Source organism: Pseudomonas sp. GW821-FHT05H12 (genome assembly GCF_059419385.1).
The window spans coordinates 1-15,358 of sequence record NZ_JBWKRS010000006.1; the positions used below are offsets into that span (position 1 = coordinate 1).

At 61.9% G+C, this 15,358-nt stretch carries 13 protein-coding genes and 1 pseudogene; 10 read left to right on the top strand and 4 right to left on the bottom strand.

The window, feature by feature from the left end; genetic code table 11:
- Positions 1–119: 119 nt before the first annotated feature.
- Positions 120–1,526, top strand: coding sequence for an amino acid permease (locus tag AC07SU_RS06885; protein ID WP_176996931.1), 1,407 nt, complete (start codon positions 120–122; stop codon positions 1,524–1,526).
- On the opposite strand, the gene AC07SU_RS06890 is transcribed toward AC07SU_RS06885, so the two are convergent.
- On the bottom strand, positions 1,472–2,362 hold the full coding sequence (locus tag AC07SU_RS06890) for a LysR substrate-binding domain-containing protein (RefSeq protein ID WP_176996932.1): 891 nt from the start codon (positions 2,360–2,362) through the stop codon (positions 1,472–1,474). The two genes, AC07SU_RS06885 and AC07SU_RS06890, sit on opposite strands and share 55 nt — an antisense overlap.
- Before the next feature lie 189 nt (positions 2,363–2,551).
- Here AC07SU_RS06890 and AC07SU_RS06895 point away from each other — a divergent pair, with 189 nt between their 5' ends.
- The 5 genes from AC07SU_RS06895 to AC07SU_RS06915 all read left to right on the top strand — a co-directional run bounded on the left by AC07SU_RS06895 (position 2,552) and on the right by AC07SU_RS06915 (position 7,670).
- Positions 2,552–3,316 carry a sulfite exporter TauE/SafE family protein gene (locus tag AC07SU_RS06895; protein ID WP_494996576.1) on the top strand — a complete coding sequence of 255 codons (765 nt, stop codon included), beginning with the start codon at positions 2,552–2,554 and terminating at the stop codon, positions 3,314–3,316.
- A gap of 118 nt (positions 3,317–3,434) precedes the next feature.
- The gene (gene mdaB / locus AC07SU_RS06900; protein WP_176996934.1) at positions 3,435–4,025 is read left to right on the top strand and encodes an NADPH:quinone oxidoreductase MdaB; all 591 of its coding nucleotides are present in this window, start codon (positions 3,435–3,437) and stop codon (positions 4,023–4,025) included.
- Between the two features lie 30 nt (positions 4,026–4,055).
- The gene (locus AC07SU_RS06905) at positions 4,056–4,952 is read left to right on the top strand and encodes a LysR substrate-binding domain-containing protein (protein ID WP_494996577.1); all 897 of its coding nucleotides are present in this window, start codon (positions 4,056–4,058) and stop codon (positions 4,950–4,952) included.
- Between the two features lie 158 nt (positions 4,953–5,110).
- Positions 5,111–6,004, top strand: a complete 894-nt coding sequence (locus AC07SU_RS06910) for an NAD-dependent epimerase/dehydratase family protein (protein ID WP_494996578.1) — start codon at positions 5,111–5,113, stop codon at positions 6,002–6,004.
- Between the two features lie 220 nt (positions 6,005–6,224).
- Positions 6,225–7,670, top strand: a complete 1,446-nt coding sequence (locus tag AC07SU_RS06915) for a SulP family inorganic anion transporter (protein ID WP_178923599.1) — start codon at positions 6,225–6,227, stop codon at positions 7,668–7,670.
- A 145-nt stretch (positions 7,671–7,815) separates the two neighbouring features.
- On the opposite strand, the gene AC07SU_RS06920 is transcribed toward AC07SU_RS06915, so the two are convergent.
- Positions 7,816–8,208: a lysozyme inhibitor LprI family protein gene (locus AC07SU_RS06920; protein ID WP_494996579.1), complete on the bottom strand. Its 393-nt coding sequence runs from the start codon at positions 8,206–8,208 to the stop codon at positions 7,816–7,818.
- A gap of 261 nt (positions 8,209–8,469) precedes the next feature.
- Here AC07SU_RS06920 and AC07SU_RS06925 point away from each other — a divergent pair, with 261 nt between their 5' ends.
- The 4 genes from AC07SU_RS06925 (at position 8,470) to AC07SU_RS06940 (ending at position 12,686) form a co-directional block, all read left to right on the top strand.
- Complete coding sequence (locus AC07SU_RS06925; RefSeq protein WP_256349852.1) at positions 8,470–9,819, top strand: GntT/GntP/DsdX family permease; 1,350 nt, start codon at positions 8,470–8,472, stop codon at positions 9,817–9,819.
- Positions 9,820–9,831: 12 nt separating this feature from the next.
- Positions 9,832–10,692: a MurR/RpiR family transcriptional regulator gene (locus tag AC07SU_RS06930; RefSeq protein WP_494996580.1), complete on the top strand. Its 861-nt coding sequence runs from the start codon at positions 9,832–9,834 to the stop codon at positions 10,690–10,692.
- 1 nt (position 10,693) lies between these two features.
- Entirely contained in the window at positions 10,694–12,160 is a 1,467-nt protein-coding gene (locus tag AC07SU_RS06935) for an N-acyl-D-amino-acid deacylase family protein (RefSeq protein ID WP_494996581.1), read from the top strand.
- Positions 12,161–12,317: 157 nt separating this feature from the next.
- A complete protein-coding gene (locus tag AC07SU_RS06940; RefSeq protein WP_494996582.1) occupies positions 12,318–12,686 on the top strand; it encodes a glyoxalase superfamily protein in 369 nt (122 codons plus the stop codon).
- 643 nt (positions 12,687–13,329) lie between these two features.
- Here AC07SU_RS06940 and AC07SU_RS06945 read toward each other — a convergent pair.
- Together AC07SU_RS06945 and AC07SU_RS06950 are read right to left on the bottom strand one after the other, a co-directional pair.
- Positions 13,330–14,193, bottom strand: a complete 864-nt coding sequence (locus AC07SU_RS06945) for a methyl-accepting chemotaxis protein (RefSeq protein WP_371319360.1) — start codon at positions 14,191–14,193, stop codon at positions 13,330–13,332.
- Positions 14,185–15,339 (bottom strand): annotated as a pseudogene (locus AC07SU_RS06950) (methyl-accepting chemotaxis protein); the annotation flags it as partial. The pseudogene AC07SU_RS06950 and the gene AC07SU_RS06945, both read right to left, overlap by 9 nt.
- Positions 15,340–15,358 lie beyond the last annotated feature (19 nt).

Below are 15,358 nucleotides of genomic sequence, written 5' to 3' on the forward strand. Positions count from 1 at the left end.
CCCCCCCCCCCCCCCCCCCCCCCCCCCCCCCCCCCCCCCCCCCCCCCCCCCCCCCCCCCCGTGCTCCTACAAGGGCGCGCGCGAGCAACAACCATCACAATAATAAAGGGGCACACCACGTGACCACGCCAGACAACGGCTTTGCAGAGATCACCCACCGCGAACTGGGCCTGAGGCGCCAGCTCACTTCCGGCCAGATGAGCATGATCGCCATCGGTGGCGCCATCGGCACCGGGCTGTTCATGGGTAGCGCCTACGCCATTGGTTACGCCGGGCCCAGTGTACTGGTGAGCTACGCCATCGGCGCGTTGATCACCCTGCTGTTGATGGGCTGCCTGGCGGAGATGACGGTGGCCCATTCCACCTCGGGTTCGTTTGGTGCCTACGCCGAGTTCTACATCAGCCCGCTGGCGGGGTTCCTGGTGCGTTACGCCTACTGGGCGGCGATTGTGTTGGCCGTGGGCGCCGAGGTCACGGCGGTGGCGATGTACATGAAGTACTGGTTCGCCAACGTGCCGGAATGGGTGTGGATCGTGTCGTTTTCCAGCGTGCTGATCCTGCTCAATGCGATCAGCGTGAAAACCTTCGGCAACTTCGAATACTGGTTTTCCACGATCAAGATCAGCGCCATCGTTGGCTTCATCATCCTCGCTGTGTACGTGGTGTTCGGCTCGGGCAACCCGGAATACGGCGTGCAGAACTACACGGCCCACGACGGCTTTTTCCCCCATGGCCTGAGCGGCATGTGGATCGCGGTGATTGTGTCGATCTTCAGCTACCTGAGCGTGGAGATGATCGCCGTGGCCGCCGGTGAAGCCGCCGACCCGGAGCAGGCGGTGAAGAAAGCCTTCCGCGCAACCATCGTGCGCCTGGTGGTGTTTTACTTGCTGACCCTGGCGTTGATGCTGGCCATCGTGCCGTGGAACCAGGCCGGGCAGACCCAGAGCCCGTTCGTCACGGTGATGCAGACCATCGGCATTCCCGGCGCCACCGGGGTGATGAATTTCGTGATCCTGATCGCGGCGCTGTCGGCGATGAACAGCCAGCTCTACATCACCACGCGCATGATGTTCAGCCTGTCCCGCGCCGGGTTTGCGCCCAAGGCCATGGGCGCCTTGAGCAAGAGCGGCATCCCGCTGAACGCGCTGTTGCTGTCCAGCTCGGGGATTGCCTTGGCGACGTTGCTCAACGTGGTGTACCCGGAAAGCTCGTTCACGCTGATGATGGCTATTTCCATGTTTGGCGCGATCTTCACCTGGTTCATGATCTTCCTCACGCATTTCTTCTTCCGCCGTTACCGCAAGCGCCATGGCGGGCCGAAGCTGTCGTTCCAACTGCGCCTGTTTCCCTACAGCACGCTGCTGGGCCTGGTGCTGATGGGCGCAGTCATGATCACCACCTATTTCACCGAGGCGTTCAAGATGACCCTGGTGTTTGGCGTGCCCTTCCTGCTGATTCTGTCGGCGGTGTACTACGGGTTCTTCCGCAAGGGCAGGGCCAAGGCGTCGAACAAGGCTTTGGCGTAACCGGGCAACTGTTCGAACGCACGCGCCGCGAGCAGCAATTTTCGGCAGGCCCAGTCTTCCTGCAAAGGCTGGGTGTTGAAACGCGGCGCCGACGGCCAGCGCTCCAGTGCCGCCTGGGGGACAATCCCCAGGCCCGCACCGCCGGCGACCATGCGCATCACCCCATCAAACCCTTCGGCGCGGATGCGCGTTTGCAGGCGGAATCCTGCGTGCAGCGCCTGTTCTTCCAGGTACACGGTCAATGCGCTGTTGGCAGCCAGGCCGACGAAGTCGTGTTGCAGGCTGTCGATAAAACTTCCTCCCGTGAAGGGGTGATCCAGCGGCGTGATGAGCACCAGCGGATCGTCGCGAAAGGGCAGGGTTTGCAGGCCATGGGTGTCCACCGCGTCGGAAATGATCCCGAGGTCTGCCGTGCCCTGACGCAGGGCTTGGGTGATGCGCAGGCTCGGCAGCTCTTGCAGGTCGATATCGAGGTTGGGGTGCTGGCGCAAAAAGTCCGCGAGCAATTCCGGCAGGTATTCACTGAGTGCTGTGGTATTGCACAGCAGGCGCACTTGGCCTTTGATGCCGTTGGCGTATTCCGCAAGGTCCTGTTGCAGGTGTTCGGCCTGTTGCAGCAACAGGCGGGCGTGACGGGCCAGGGCTTTGCCTGCGGGGGTGGGCGTGACACCGCGGCGGTTGCGCTCCAGGAACTCGATGCCCAGTGAGGCTTCCATCGCGCGGATGCGTGCGCTGGCAGCGGCCAGGGACAGATGGCTGCGGGCTGCGCCGGCGGTGATGTTGCCGGTGTCGAGGATGTGCAGGTAGAGGCGCAGGTCGATCAGGTCAAAGTGCATGGCGTGAGGTTCTCGGTGTCTGGGCGGGCCTCATCGCCGGCAAGCCGGCTCCTACAGTTGAATGTATTCACACATCCCAATGTAGGAGCCGGCTTGCCGGCGATAGCGTCATCAGCCTCCCGCAAAACAAGAGGCTGCCTCAGTATATGGCGAATTTCCGAACAGGCCGAAATCCCCCACAATCCCCCCATGAATACCTTCCTCGCGTTCTACCAAGACATCGGCCCGGCCTTGACGCTGTTGGTGATCGGCACTTTTCTGCTGGCTGGCACCGTCAAGGGCGTGATCGGCCTTGGCCTGCCCACCGTGGCCATGGGCCTGCTCGGCCTGGCTATGTTGCCGGCGCAGGCTGCGGCGTTGCTGATCATTCCGTCGACGGTCACCAACCTGTGGCAACTGGCGTTCGGCGGTCATTTGAGTGCGTTGCTCAAACGCCTGTGGCCGATGCTGCTGCTGATTTTCCTTGGCACCGGGCTCGGTACGCTGTGGCTGGGCATGGACGGCGGTGGCTGGGTGGTTCATGCATTGGGCGGCGCGTTGCTGGTGTATGCGCTCAGCGGGTTGTTCCTGCCCACCTTCAAGGTCAAGCCTGAAGCCGAGCGCTGGCTGGGCCCGGTGTGCGGTGTGATCACCGGCATCATCACCTCGGCCACCGGCGTGTTCGTGATTCCTGCGGTGCCGTACCTGCAAGCCTTGGGCTTGAACCGTGATCAACTGGTGCAGGCGCTGGGGCTGTCGTTCACCGTGTCGACCCTGGCGCTGGCCGCGGGGCTGGCCTGGCGCGGTACGTTGGGGGGCGGGGAAATCAACGCCTCGCTGCTGGCGCTGGTGCCTGCGCTGCTGGGCATGTGGTTGGGCCAGGCGGTGCGCCAGCGCATCAGCGCGGTGCTGTTCAAGCGCGTGTTTTTCGTCGGCATGGCGTTGCTGGGTGCCCATCTGCTGATCAGCGGTTAAAGATCAACGCCTTATTCGTGCATTTTGATCAAATGTATTTTGCCGCGCCGCTGCTTATTCCGAGGGGTCAATGTCGATAGCCTGCCGGCAGACATTTCTAACCCTTTGGAATCCCCCCATGAAAAAAGTCCTCCTGCTCAACGGCGGCAAGCAATTTGCGCACTCCGACGGCCGCTACAACACCACCCTGCATGACGCCGCCGTGGCGGTATTGGACCGTGCCGGCATCGACGTCAAGGTCACCCACATCGACGCAGGCTACGACGTGGCCGAAGAAGTCGCCAAATACCTCTGGGCCGACGTGATCATCTACCAGATGCCCGGTTGGTGGATGGGCGCGCCGTGGATCGTCAAGAAGTACATCGACGAAGTCTTCACCGAAGGCCACGGCAGCCTCTACGCCAGCGACGGCCGCACGCGCTCCGATTCGTCGCAGAAGTACGGCAGCGGCGGCCTGATCCAGGGCAAGCAGTACATGCTGTCGCTGACTTGGAATGCACCGCAGCAAGCCTTCGACGACCCTACCGACTTCTTCGAAGCCAAGGGCGTGGACGCGGTGTACTTCCCGTTCCACAAGGCCAACGAATTCCTCGGCATGACCGGCCTGCCGACCTTCCTGTGCGTGGACGTGATGAAGCGCCCGGCGATCGAGGCTGACGTGGCGCGCTACGAAGAGCATCTGGCGCAGGTGTTCAATTTCTCGGTGTAAGCTGCCAGCAACCGAAAACGAGGACAGCCCGTGAAAGCCCGATCCGATGAGCTACAGATCTTTGTCAGCGTGATTGAGTGCGGTTCGATTTCCGCGGCGGCCGAGCAGGTCGGGCAGACGCCGTCGGCGGTCAGCCGCACCTTGTCGCGCCTGGAAGCCAAGCTCGACACCACGCTGATCAACCGCACCACGCGGCGCATGGACCTGACCGAGGAGGGCAAGTACTTCTTCGAGCAGGCCAAGGTGATCCTGGCGCAGATGGATGAGCTGGAAGAGCGCCTGTCGTCGCGTCAGAAAAAACCGGCCGGGCGGCTGCGGATCAACGCCGCCGTGCCGTTCATGCTGCATGGGATCGTGCCGTACATCGCCGAATTTCGCAGCCTGTACCCGGACATCCAGCTGGAGCTCAACAGCGATGACCTGATCATCGACCTGCTGGAGCAGAGCACCGACATCGCTATCCGCATTGGTGTGCTGGCCGACTCCACCCTGCACGCGCGCTCCCTCGGTTGCACGCCGCTGCATATCCTCGCCAGCCCGGACTACCTCAAGCAGCACGGCACCCCGCAGACGGTCGCCGAATTGGCCGATCACACCTTGCTCGGCTTCACCCAGACCGAAACCCTCAACCATTGGCCGCTGCGTCATGTGGAGGGTGATCGCTGGCTGATCCAGCCCAGTGTGGCGGCGTCCAGTGGTGAAACCGTGCGGCATTTGGCCTTGGAGGGGCAGGGCATTTGTTGCCTGTCGAACTTCATGACCATCGACGACATCGAGGCCGGACGCCTGGTGCCGGTGCTGGAGAGCTACAACAGTGGGTATCGCCAGCCGATTCACGCGGTGTTCTACCGTAACTCGCAGTTGGCGTTGCGTATCCAGTGTTTCCTGGACTTTATGCAGGCCAAGCTGGCGCGGTATGCCTGCTGATTCGTGACTGTTGCGCAAGAGTGAATTGGGTGGGACGGGCTTATTCGATAGCCGTCGTCCCTTCATCATCTAGGCATACATCGAGTCGCACCCATCGCAGCCTCGCTTGCGCTCGACAACTCCTACACCCATCACTTACCCAGTCAGGAGAACACTCCATGAATGTATTCGTAACCGGTGCCGCAGGTTTTATCGGCGGTTCCATTGCCACTGGCTTGGTCAAAGCCGGTCATAACGTTACCGGCCTGGTACGCAGCACCGAACAGGCGGCCGAGATGACTTCGCTGGGCATTACCCCCGTCATCGGCACCTTGGATGACGCCGCTGTATTGACCGAACAGGCGCAGAACGCCGATGCAGTGATCAACGCCGCGAGCAGCGACCACCGTGCCGCTGTGGAAACCCTGCTGGCTGCGCTCAAGGGTTCGAACAAGCCCTTCCTGCACACCAGCGGTTCGAGCATCGTGGGTGATGCATCGGGCGGCAAATCCAGCGAAGTCATCTACTTTGAAGACAACTTGCCGGAGCCGACCGTCGACAAGGCGGCACGTGTGGCCATCGACAACCTGATCCTGGCCGCCGCCCAAGAAGGTGTGAATTCGGCAGTCATCTGCAACACCTTGATCTACGGCCACAGCCTGGGCGTGAAACGTGACAGCGTGCAATTGCCGCGCTTGCTCAAGCAGGCCCGCAAGAGCGGTGTGGTGCGCCATGTGGGCACCGGGCAGAACATCTGGTCCAACGTGCACATCGAAGACGTGGTGGCCTTGTACCTGCTGGCGCTGACCAAGAATGTGCCGGGCACGTTCTACTTTGTCGAAAGCAGCGAAGCGTCGTTTATCGACATGACCACCGCGATTGCTCAAGCCCTGAACCTGGGTGAACCGCAGGATTGGCCATTGGCCGACGCCGAAGCCGAGTGGGGCTATGAAATGGCCAACTATGGCCTGGGCTCCAACAGCCGGGTGCGCGGCAAGCATGCGCGCGAGCTGCTGGGATGGGCGCCGAAGCGCACGTCGGTGGTGGAGTGGATTCGCCACGAGATGGTGTGATGTTCGCTTAGCACCGCGTCGTTGCAATCGCAGGCAAGCCAGCTCCCACACTCGAATGTGTTCACAAATCAAAATGTGGGAGCTGGCTTGCCTGCGATGAAGCCCTTGAGATCGCCGCTGGCCTTGAGGTAGCCATCGCCGGCAAGCCGGCTCCTACTGGTTCTGATCCGCTCAATTCCGTACTATCCCCGGCCTTATCCCCGCATGACCCTGGTACCTCATGACCCTTTCCCGTCTGCGCGCCGATGCCCTGGCCGGCCTCACCACGTCGTTCGCGCTGCTGCCCGAATGCATCGCCTTTGCCCTGGTGGCCCACCTCAACCCGCTGATGGGGCTCTACGGCGCCTTCATCATTTGCACCCTCACGGCGTTGTTCGGTGGCCGGCCGGGCATGGTCTCGGGCGCAGCCGGGTCGATGGCGGTGGTGATCGTCGCGCTGGTGGTGCAGCACGGTGTGGAGTATCTGCTCGCCACGGTGTTGCTCGGCGGGTTGATCATGATCGCCTTTGGCCTGTTGCGCCTGGGCAAACTGGTGCGCATGGTGCCGCACCCGGTGATGCTGGGCTTCGTCAACGGCCTGGCGATCATCATTGCGCTGGCGCAATTGGAGCACTTCAAGAGCGGTGAACACTGGCTCAACGGCACGCCGCTGTACGTGATGATCGGCCTGGTGCTGGTGACCATGGCCATCGTCTACCTGCTGCCACGTATCACCCGCGCCGTGCCGCCGGCTTTGGTGGCGATTCTCGGCGTAGGTCTGGCGGTGTACCTGCTCGGTTTGCCCACGCGCACCCTGGGCGACATGGCGCACATCGCCGGTGGCCTGCCAACCTTCGCGCTGCCACAGGTTCCCTGGACCCTGGAAACCCTCGCGATCATTGCGCCCTATGCGTTCCTGATGGCCATGGTCGGCCTGCTGGAAACCCTGCTCACCCTCAACCTCACCGACGAAATCACCGAGACCCGTGGCTACCCCGACCGCGAAAGCGTGGCCCTGGGCGCGGCGAATATGGTCTCGGGTGTGTTTGGCGGCATGGGCGGTTGCGCGATGATCGGGCAAACCGTGATCAACCTCAGCTCCGGTGGGCGCGGGCGTTTCTCCGGGGTGTTCGCCGGGGTGATGATCCTGTTGTTCATTCTGTTTCTGTCGCCGTTCATCGAACGGATTCCGCTGGCGGCGCTGGTGGGGGTGATGTTTGTGGTGTCCCAGCAAACGTTCGCCTGGGCGTCCTTGCGGGTGATCAACAAGGTGCCGCTCAACGATGTGCTGGTGATTCTGGCGGTGACCGTGATCACGGTGTTCACCGACCTGGCCACGGCAGTGCTGTGCGGGATCGTAATTGCGGCGCTGAACTTCGCCTGGCAGCAGGCGCGGGAGCTGTATGCCGATGAGCATCTGGAAGCCGATGGCAGCAAGTTGTACCGCGTGCACGGCACGTTGTTCTTCGCCTCGACCACGCCGTTTTTGAACCGCTTCGACCCGGCCAACGACCCGGCCCAGGTGACGCTGGATTGCCGTCACCTGAGCTTTGTCGACTATTCAGCGATTGCTGCGCTGATGACTCTGCGCGAGCGCTACACCAAGGCCGGCAAGCACCTGCGGGTGCTGCATTTGTCCGAGCGGTGCAAGAAGCTGCTCAAGCGCGCCAAGGTCCACCACGACTGACCCTGTAGGAGCCGGGGGGGGGGGGGGGGGGGGGGGGGGGGGGGGGGGGGGGGGGGGGGGGGGGGGGGGGGGGGCGAGGGCTGCCTCACTATCAACGTTGATATTGAGGGCCTCATCGCCGGCAAGCCGGCTCCTACAGTTGGGGTTACGGCCCGACCAGGTCTTCGAGTTCCTGGGCGCGGGTCTGGGTCATGTCGAGCACACAGCCGGTGCCGTTGACCTGGTCGATGGTGCCGCCGGTGGCGCTGCCGGCGAAACCGCAATTGGCGTCGCGGTATTTGATCCACAGGCGCTGCACGTCTTGCAGCTTCTGTTTGCGATCGCCTTCCTGGGCGGCCAGCGCGGTCTTGTAGGCTTTGTTCAGGCGGTCATCCTGCACCTTGGCTTCCTTGGTATTGCAGCCGACCATGTCCGCGGTGGTGTTGGCGCTGTCCATGCATTTTTTCAGCGCCGGGTTATCGGCGGCCGATGCGTTGCCGCACAGGGCGAGCAGCAGGGCGCTGGCGGCAAAAGGAACTAGCAGGGCTTTGCGATTCATTGTCTGTCTTTCCTGGTCGTGAGTACTGGGCGGTGAGGGCGCCGCAATCTGAGACTCGGCCCCGGCCATTGAGTTTCCGCACGCAAAAAACTTCATGTAAGAACACCCCCCGAATTTTCATGGGCTAGCGCCTGGCATATCCCCAAGCGACAGCGCTTATCCGTGGGCGAAAATTACTTTCATAAAAATTGAAAATGCTCCTCGGTAATGATTTATGAGTTTCACCAACAAATCGACGTGACCCTTTCCGAGGAGTACCGCATGGCCGCATCACCGGGCTTCGGGCTATTGGCATACGCTGCCATTGCCATCATTGCATTGATCGTGCTGATTGCACGTTACCGGCTCAACCCGTTCATCGTCATCACCCTGGTGTCGATTGGCCTGGCGCTGATGGCCGGCATGCCGGCCGACACCATCATGGGCTCCTACGAGGCGGGCGTCGGCAAGACCCTGGGGCACATCGCCCTGGTCGTGGCGCTGGGCACCATGCTGGGCAAGATGATGGCCGAGTCCGGTGGCGCCGAGCAGGTGGCGCGTACGCTGATCAACCGTTTCGGCGAGCGCAATGCCCACTGGGCCATGGTGTGCATTGCCTTCCTGGTGGGGTTGCCGCTGTTTTTCGAGGTCGGTTTTGTGCTGCTGGTGCCAATCGCCTTTACCGTGGCGCGGCGTGTGGGCGTGTCGATCCTGATGGTCGGCTTGCCGATGGTTGCCGGTTTGTCGGTGGTGCACGCGTTGGTGCCACCGCACCCGGCGGCGATGATGGCGGTGCTGGCGTACAACGCCTCGGTGGGGCAGACCGTGTTGTATGCGATTCTGATCGGCATTCCTACGGCAATCATCGCCGGGCCCGTCTACGCCAAATTCATCGTGCCGCGTATTCACTTGCCGGCCGAAAACCCGCTGGAGCGCCAGTTCATCGACCGCGAACCGCGCACCCGCCTGCCGAGCTTCACGCTGACCATGGGCACTATCCTGCTGCCGGTGGTGCTGATGATGATCGGCGGTTGGGCCAATGTGATTTCCACACCGGGCACCGGCTTCAATCAGTTCCTGTTGTTCATCGGCAACTCGGTGATCGCGTTGTTGGTGGCGACCTTGGTGAGCTTCTGGACCTTGGGTATTGCGCAGGGGTTTAACCGCGAGTCGATCCTCAAGTTCACCAACGAGTGCCTTGCACCGACCGCGAGTATCACCTTGCTGGTGGGCGCGGGCGGTGGTTTGAATCGCATCCTGGTCGACGCGGGCGTTACCAACGAAATTCTCGGTTTGGCCCACGCCTTTCATCTGTCGCCATTGGTAATGGGTTGGCTGTTTGCTGCGCTGATGCGCATTGCTACGGGCTCGGCCACTGTGGCGATGACGACTGCGTCCGGCGTGGTTGCCCCTGTGGCCGTGGGCCTGGGTTATCCACACCCTGAATTGCTGGTGCTGGCAACGGGGGCAGGTTCGGTGATCTTTTCCCACGTGAACGACGGCGGCTTCTGGCTGATCAAGGAATACTTCAATATGACGGTGATCCAGACCTTCAAGACCTGGACCGTGTTGGAGACCCTCATTTCTGTGGTCGCTTTCGGTCTGACCTATGGTCTGTCCTGCATCCTGTAACCCGGAGACCCCATGGACATCCTCTACCAGATCCGCGCCCGCCAGGATTCCTTCAGCGCCGGTGAAGGGCGTATCGCCAAGCTGATGCTTGAGGACGTGGGTTTTGCCGCGTCGGCCAGCCTGGAAGCGTTGTCGCAACGGGCCGAGGTCAGCACGGCCACCCTGTCGCGGTTTGCGCGCAGTGTGGGCTGTCGGGATCTGCGCGATTTGCGCCTGCAACTGGCCCAGGCCAATGGGGTGGGCAGCCGCTTCCTGGACCCGTCGGGGTTGCCGGAACAATCGGCGTTTCATCGGCAGATCCTGGGGGACATCGAGGCGACCTTGCGCCAGCATTTATCGGGTTTCAACCAGGCGAGTTTCGCCGATGCGGTGAGCCTGCTGGGCAAGGCGCGGATGATCCATGCGTTTGGCATGGGCGGTCCGTCGAGCCTGTGCAGCGATGAGTTGCAGGTACGCCTGGTGCGCCTGGGTTATTCGATTGCCGCCAGTCATGACCCGGTGATGATGCGGGTCACTGCCGCGACGTTGGGCCCTGAGCACGCGTTGATCGTGTGCTCGCTCACCGGCCTTACGCCGGAGCTGCTGGACGTGGTCAGGCTGGCGCGCAACTACGATGCGCGCATCCTCGCCATCACCCTTGCCGGTTCCCCGCTGGCCGAACTGGCCGACGTGGTGCTGCCGCTGCAACCGGCCGAAACCAGTTTTATCTACAAACCCACGGCGGCGCGCTACGGAATGCTGCTGGCCATCGACCTGCTCGCCACCGAGCTGGCGCTGGCCATGCCGGACGACAACCAGGAGCGTCTGCGCCGGATCAAGCTGGCCCTGGACGATTATCGCGGCGGCCCCGACAGCCTGCCGCTTGGAGACTGACATGAAGTACGACACGCTGATTCGCCAGGCGCTGATCATCGATGGCAGCAACACGCCCGGTTATGTCGCTGACGTTGGGGTACGCGAGGGGCGCATCGAGGCCATTGGCGATTTATCCGAGGCGACGGCCACCCATGAAGTGGACGCGACGGGGCGTGTGTTGGCACCGGGCTTTATCGACGTGCACACCCACGATGACACGGTGGTGATCCGCCAACCGCAGATGTTGCCCAAGCTCAGCCAAGGGGTTACGACGGTGATTGTCGGCAACTGTGGCATCAGTGCCTCGCCGGTCAGTTTGCGCGGTGATCCACCGGACCCGATGAACCTGCTGGGCACGCGTGCGGCGTTCACTTACCCGCGTTTTGCCGACTACCGTGCGGCGGTGGAGAGTGCTCACCCTGCGGTCAACGTTGCTGCGCTGATCGGCCATACGGCCTTGCGCAGCAACCATATGGATGACCTGCATCGCACCGCCACGCCGGATGAAATTGCGGCCATGCGTGCGCAGTTAAAGGAAAGCCTGGAAGCCGGCGCCCTCGGTTTATCCACAGGCCTGGCCTACGCCAGTGCCTTCAACGCCGAGACCGATGAAGTGCTGCAACTGAGTGAAGAGCTGACGGCGTTTGGCGCGGTGTACACCACCCATTTGCGCAGTGAATTCGAACCGGTACTGGAGGCGATGGACGAGGCCTTCCTGATCGGCCGGCATGCCAGGGCGCCGGTGATCATTTCCCACCTCAAGTGTGCTGGCGCCGGTAACTGGGGGCGTAGTCCACAGCTGTTGGCGTCGCTGGAGCACGCGGCGAAAACCCATCCGGTAGGCTGCGATTGCTACCCGTATGCGGCGAGTTCTTCGACGCTGGACCTCAAGCAGGTTACCGATGCGTTTCGCATCACCATCACCTGGTCGACGCCACACCCGGAGATGGGCGGGCGTGATTTGCAGGCTATTGCCGCCGAGTGGGATGTTTCGCTGATGGATGCTGCACGCCGGCTGCAACCGGCGGGGGCGGTGTATTACGGAATGGATGAGGCGGACGTGCGGCGTATTCTGGCGCATCCCTTGTCGATGGTGGGCTCGGATGGGCTGCCGGAGGATCCGTTCCCGCATCCGCGTTTGTGGGGGGCGTTTCCACGGGTGCTGGGGCATTTCAGTCGGGATGTCGGCTTGTTCCCGTTGCATACCGCCGTGCACAAGATGACCGGGCTGTCGGCCGCACGTTTTGGGCTATCCGAGCGTGGCGAAATCCGCGAAGGGCACTGGGCTGACCTGGTGCTGTTCGACTCGTTGCGCGTACGTGATGTGGCGGACTTCAAGGAACCGCAACGGGCGGCGGAGGGCATTGATGGCGTGTGGGTCAACGGCGTATTGAGCTACAGCGAAGGGCAGGCGAACGGCGAAAGGCCGGGGCGGTTCCTGGCGCGCAGTGGGGATTTGCGGAGTGGGTTCGTGGCGGGTCGGTAGATCGGTTTGGCTTTCATCGCAGGCAAGCCAGCTCCCACAGTGGATCGGGGTGGGGCTGGATGAATGCGCTCCACTGGGGGAGCTGCCTGCGATTGCGGTCTGCCATTCAACAATGGAACCCCCTATAGTTGTGGTTTTCAGGCACGGAGGCGGATGCATGCACTTAGGAAAAGTCACCCCCATTTTGCGGATTTTCGACGAGGCCAAGGCGCTGGAGTTTTACGTCGATTTCCTGGGGTTCAAGGTGGATTGGCAGCATCGCTTCGAGGCGAATTTTCCGCTGTATTTGCAGGTTTCGCTGGGCGATTGCGTACTGCATTTGTCCGAGCACCATGGCGATGCGTCACCGGGCGCAGCGGTGCGGATCCAGGCGCAAGGGGTGGATGCCTATCAGCAGCAGTTAGTGGGCAAGGACTACCGGTATGCCAAGCCTGGGGTTGAAGAAACGCCCTGGGGCTCGCGTGAGATGAGCATCAAGGACCCGTTTGGGAATCGGGTCGTGTTTGTCGAGGAAGGCGAGGGCTGAGGGGAAATCGCAGGCAATAAAAAACCGCCTTAGTAAGGGCGGTTTTTTATTGCAAACCCAGTTAGTGGCTGGGGTTGCACTCTCAAAGGACGCAATCGACCCGCAGGCAGATACTAACGCCCGTCATTTCATCACGCAAGGCCGAGCGATGCCTGATAAAGCTCGCTTTACCGCATTTTTTCTGCACAGGCTCAACTGCAAAAACTTGTAATGAATCCAGCGAACGATACTGGATATTTGACCACTGTCGGACACACCTCAAACGAGGATCTTCGTTAGGATCTTCCCCGTTCTGCGTTTGTCGCTTTTTGGGTGAGCCGGGTATGCGCGCGAATTCTGGACCGACCGCCACGGGCTAGTAATCCGTGCCGGATTGATGCGGAAGGACCATTAGCCCGGCCACCTCAATGGACGCAATCGACTCGCGTCCGAAGGCTCACGTGTTCCGATAAGTGCGCTGGAGGTAAGGCCCAACCTAGGGAGGGCCGAGTATGTCTAAGTTTGCACGACGTACGTGGGACCTCGTAGTGAATGCCTTGCGTGTTTATCACGTGTGGACATTCCTGCGGGACAGCTTCGATGACCTGTAAGGCCTGAGAAGTGAAGCCGCCTCGGTGCATGCCGAGGCGGCTTTTTTGGTTTGTCAGACCCGGAAATGACTGACCATCTGCTGCAACTGGCTGCCCAAACGCGCCAGTTCCACACTCGACTTGGCGGTCTCGTCACTCGCCGTTGCGGTCTGCTCCGACACATCCCGCACATTCACGATGCTGCGACTGATCTCTTCCGCCACGGCGCTCTGCTGCTCGGCGGCGGCCGCAATCTGCTGGTTCATCGACTGGATGTTCGACACCGTACGGGTGATGTTCTCCAGTGACACACCGGCCTTGCGCGTCAGTTCGACGCTGCTGTCGGTGAGGCTGCGGCTGTTGTTCATCACGTTGGCCACTTGCTGCGTGCCGTTTTGCAAACCGGCGACCAGGCCTTCGATTTCCTCGGTGGACTTCTGCGTGCGCTGGGCCAGGCCGCGCACTTCGTCGGCGACCACGGCAAACCCGCGGCCGGCCTCACCGGCCCGCGCGGCTTCGATCGCAGCGTTGAGGGCGAGCAGGTTGGTCTGTTCAGCCACGGCCTTGATCACGTCCATCACGCTGCCGATCTTGTTGCTCTCTTGCTGCAGGTGCGTCATTGCGTCCGTGGAGCGCGCCACTTCGGCGGCCAGGCGCTCGATCTGAGCGATGGCTTCGGCCACCACCTTGTCGCCTTCACGGGCTTGGCCGTCCGCGTCGGACGCGGCCTGAGAAGCTTGCTCGGCATTGCGCGCCACTTCCTGCACGGTGGCGGTCATCTCGTGCATGGCAGTGGCCACTTGATCGGTCTCGATCTTCTGGCTGTTCACGCCTGCACTGGTCTGTTCGGTCACGGCCGACAACTCTTCGGCGGCGCTGGAGATCTGCATCACGCCGTCGCGGATACCACTGATCAACTCACGCAAGGTGGTGCCCATGCGCTGGATGCCTTGTTGCAGCACGCCCAGCTCATCGCGGCGGGTCACCTGGATGTTGTGGCTCAAGTCGCCCGAGGCGATGCGTTCAACCACGGCCAGGGTGTCTTGCAGAGGGCGAGTGATCTGGCGGGTGATGACCAGGGCGGCAACGATGCCGACCAGCAGGGCCAGCAATGTGCTGATCAGTTGCAGGCTGCGGGCTTGGGCGCTTTCCGCGTCGCGGCGGTCGAGCTGGATGTCGTAGAGCTTATCGCTGATCGAAACGATGTCAGTGCCCTGGGTGGTCATCTCGGCACGGGCAGTGACGATGTTGGCGTTGGCGGCCTTGTAGCTTTGCACGGCGGTGCGGTAAGCGCCGAGGGCGGTCTCTAGCGAGGCCAATGCCGCTTGCTGGCTGCTGCCGAACGCGGCGCTGAGATGCTTCAAGCCACTGATGGCTTTCTCGATTTGCGCGGCGGCGCGGGCTTCGGTTTCGGCGTTGACGTTGTTGGTGTAGCCGCGCACTTCGTAGCGAGCCAGTTGGAAGTCTTCCTTGGCATTGGTCACGGCCTGGTATTGCGTGTAGCGCTCGGCACTCTCGGGCATTTGCTGCACGCTGGTGTCCAGGGCGTTGATCTGTGCGTTGGCGATGTCTGCCTTGTCGCCCATGACTTGGCGCGCAGCGCTGCCGTTGCGGTAGGCCTCGCGCATCTTGTTCAGGGACTGCTGGTACGCGGTGATGATGGTCTTCTGCTCGTTGAGCAGCTTGAGGTTTTCCGGGCTCTTGAAGCTGTCCAGCAGTTTCTGTTGCTGGGCGGCGAAGGCGTCGAGGTTGGTCTGTACGTTCTGCGCCACGGCTTCGTCGCCGTTGGCCAGCATGTATTGCAGGCGCACGATGCGCAGCTTGGTCAGCGAGGCGTTGAGCTGGGTAATGTCGCTCATCCAGTTGCTGCGATCGATCAGGCCGCCCAGGCTGGTCCAGCCGGTCAAGGCCAGGATCGAGGTGAGGACCAGTACCAGGCCGAAGCCCAGGCCCAGTTTGAGGTTGACGCTGATGTTGCCGAACCAGCTGTTCATCGAATGCTCCGCAAGTTGATGTTTGTCTGCTGGACGGTGTTGTTGTTTGACCCAGCCAAAGTAAGTAGATGGGTATCGGCGGCGATACATGATTCTGAAATGACTTTTT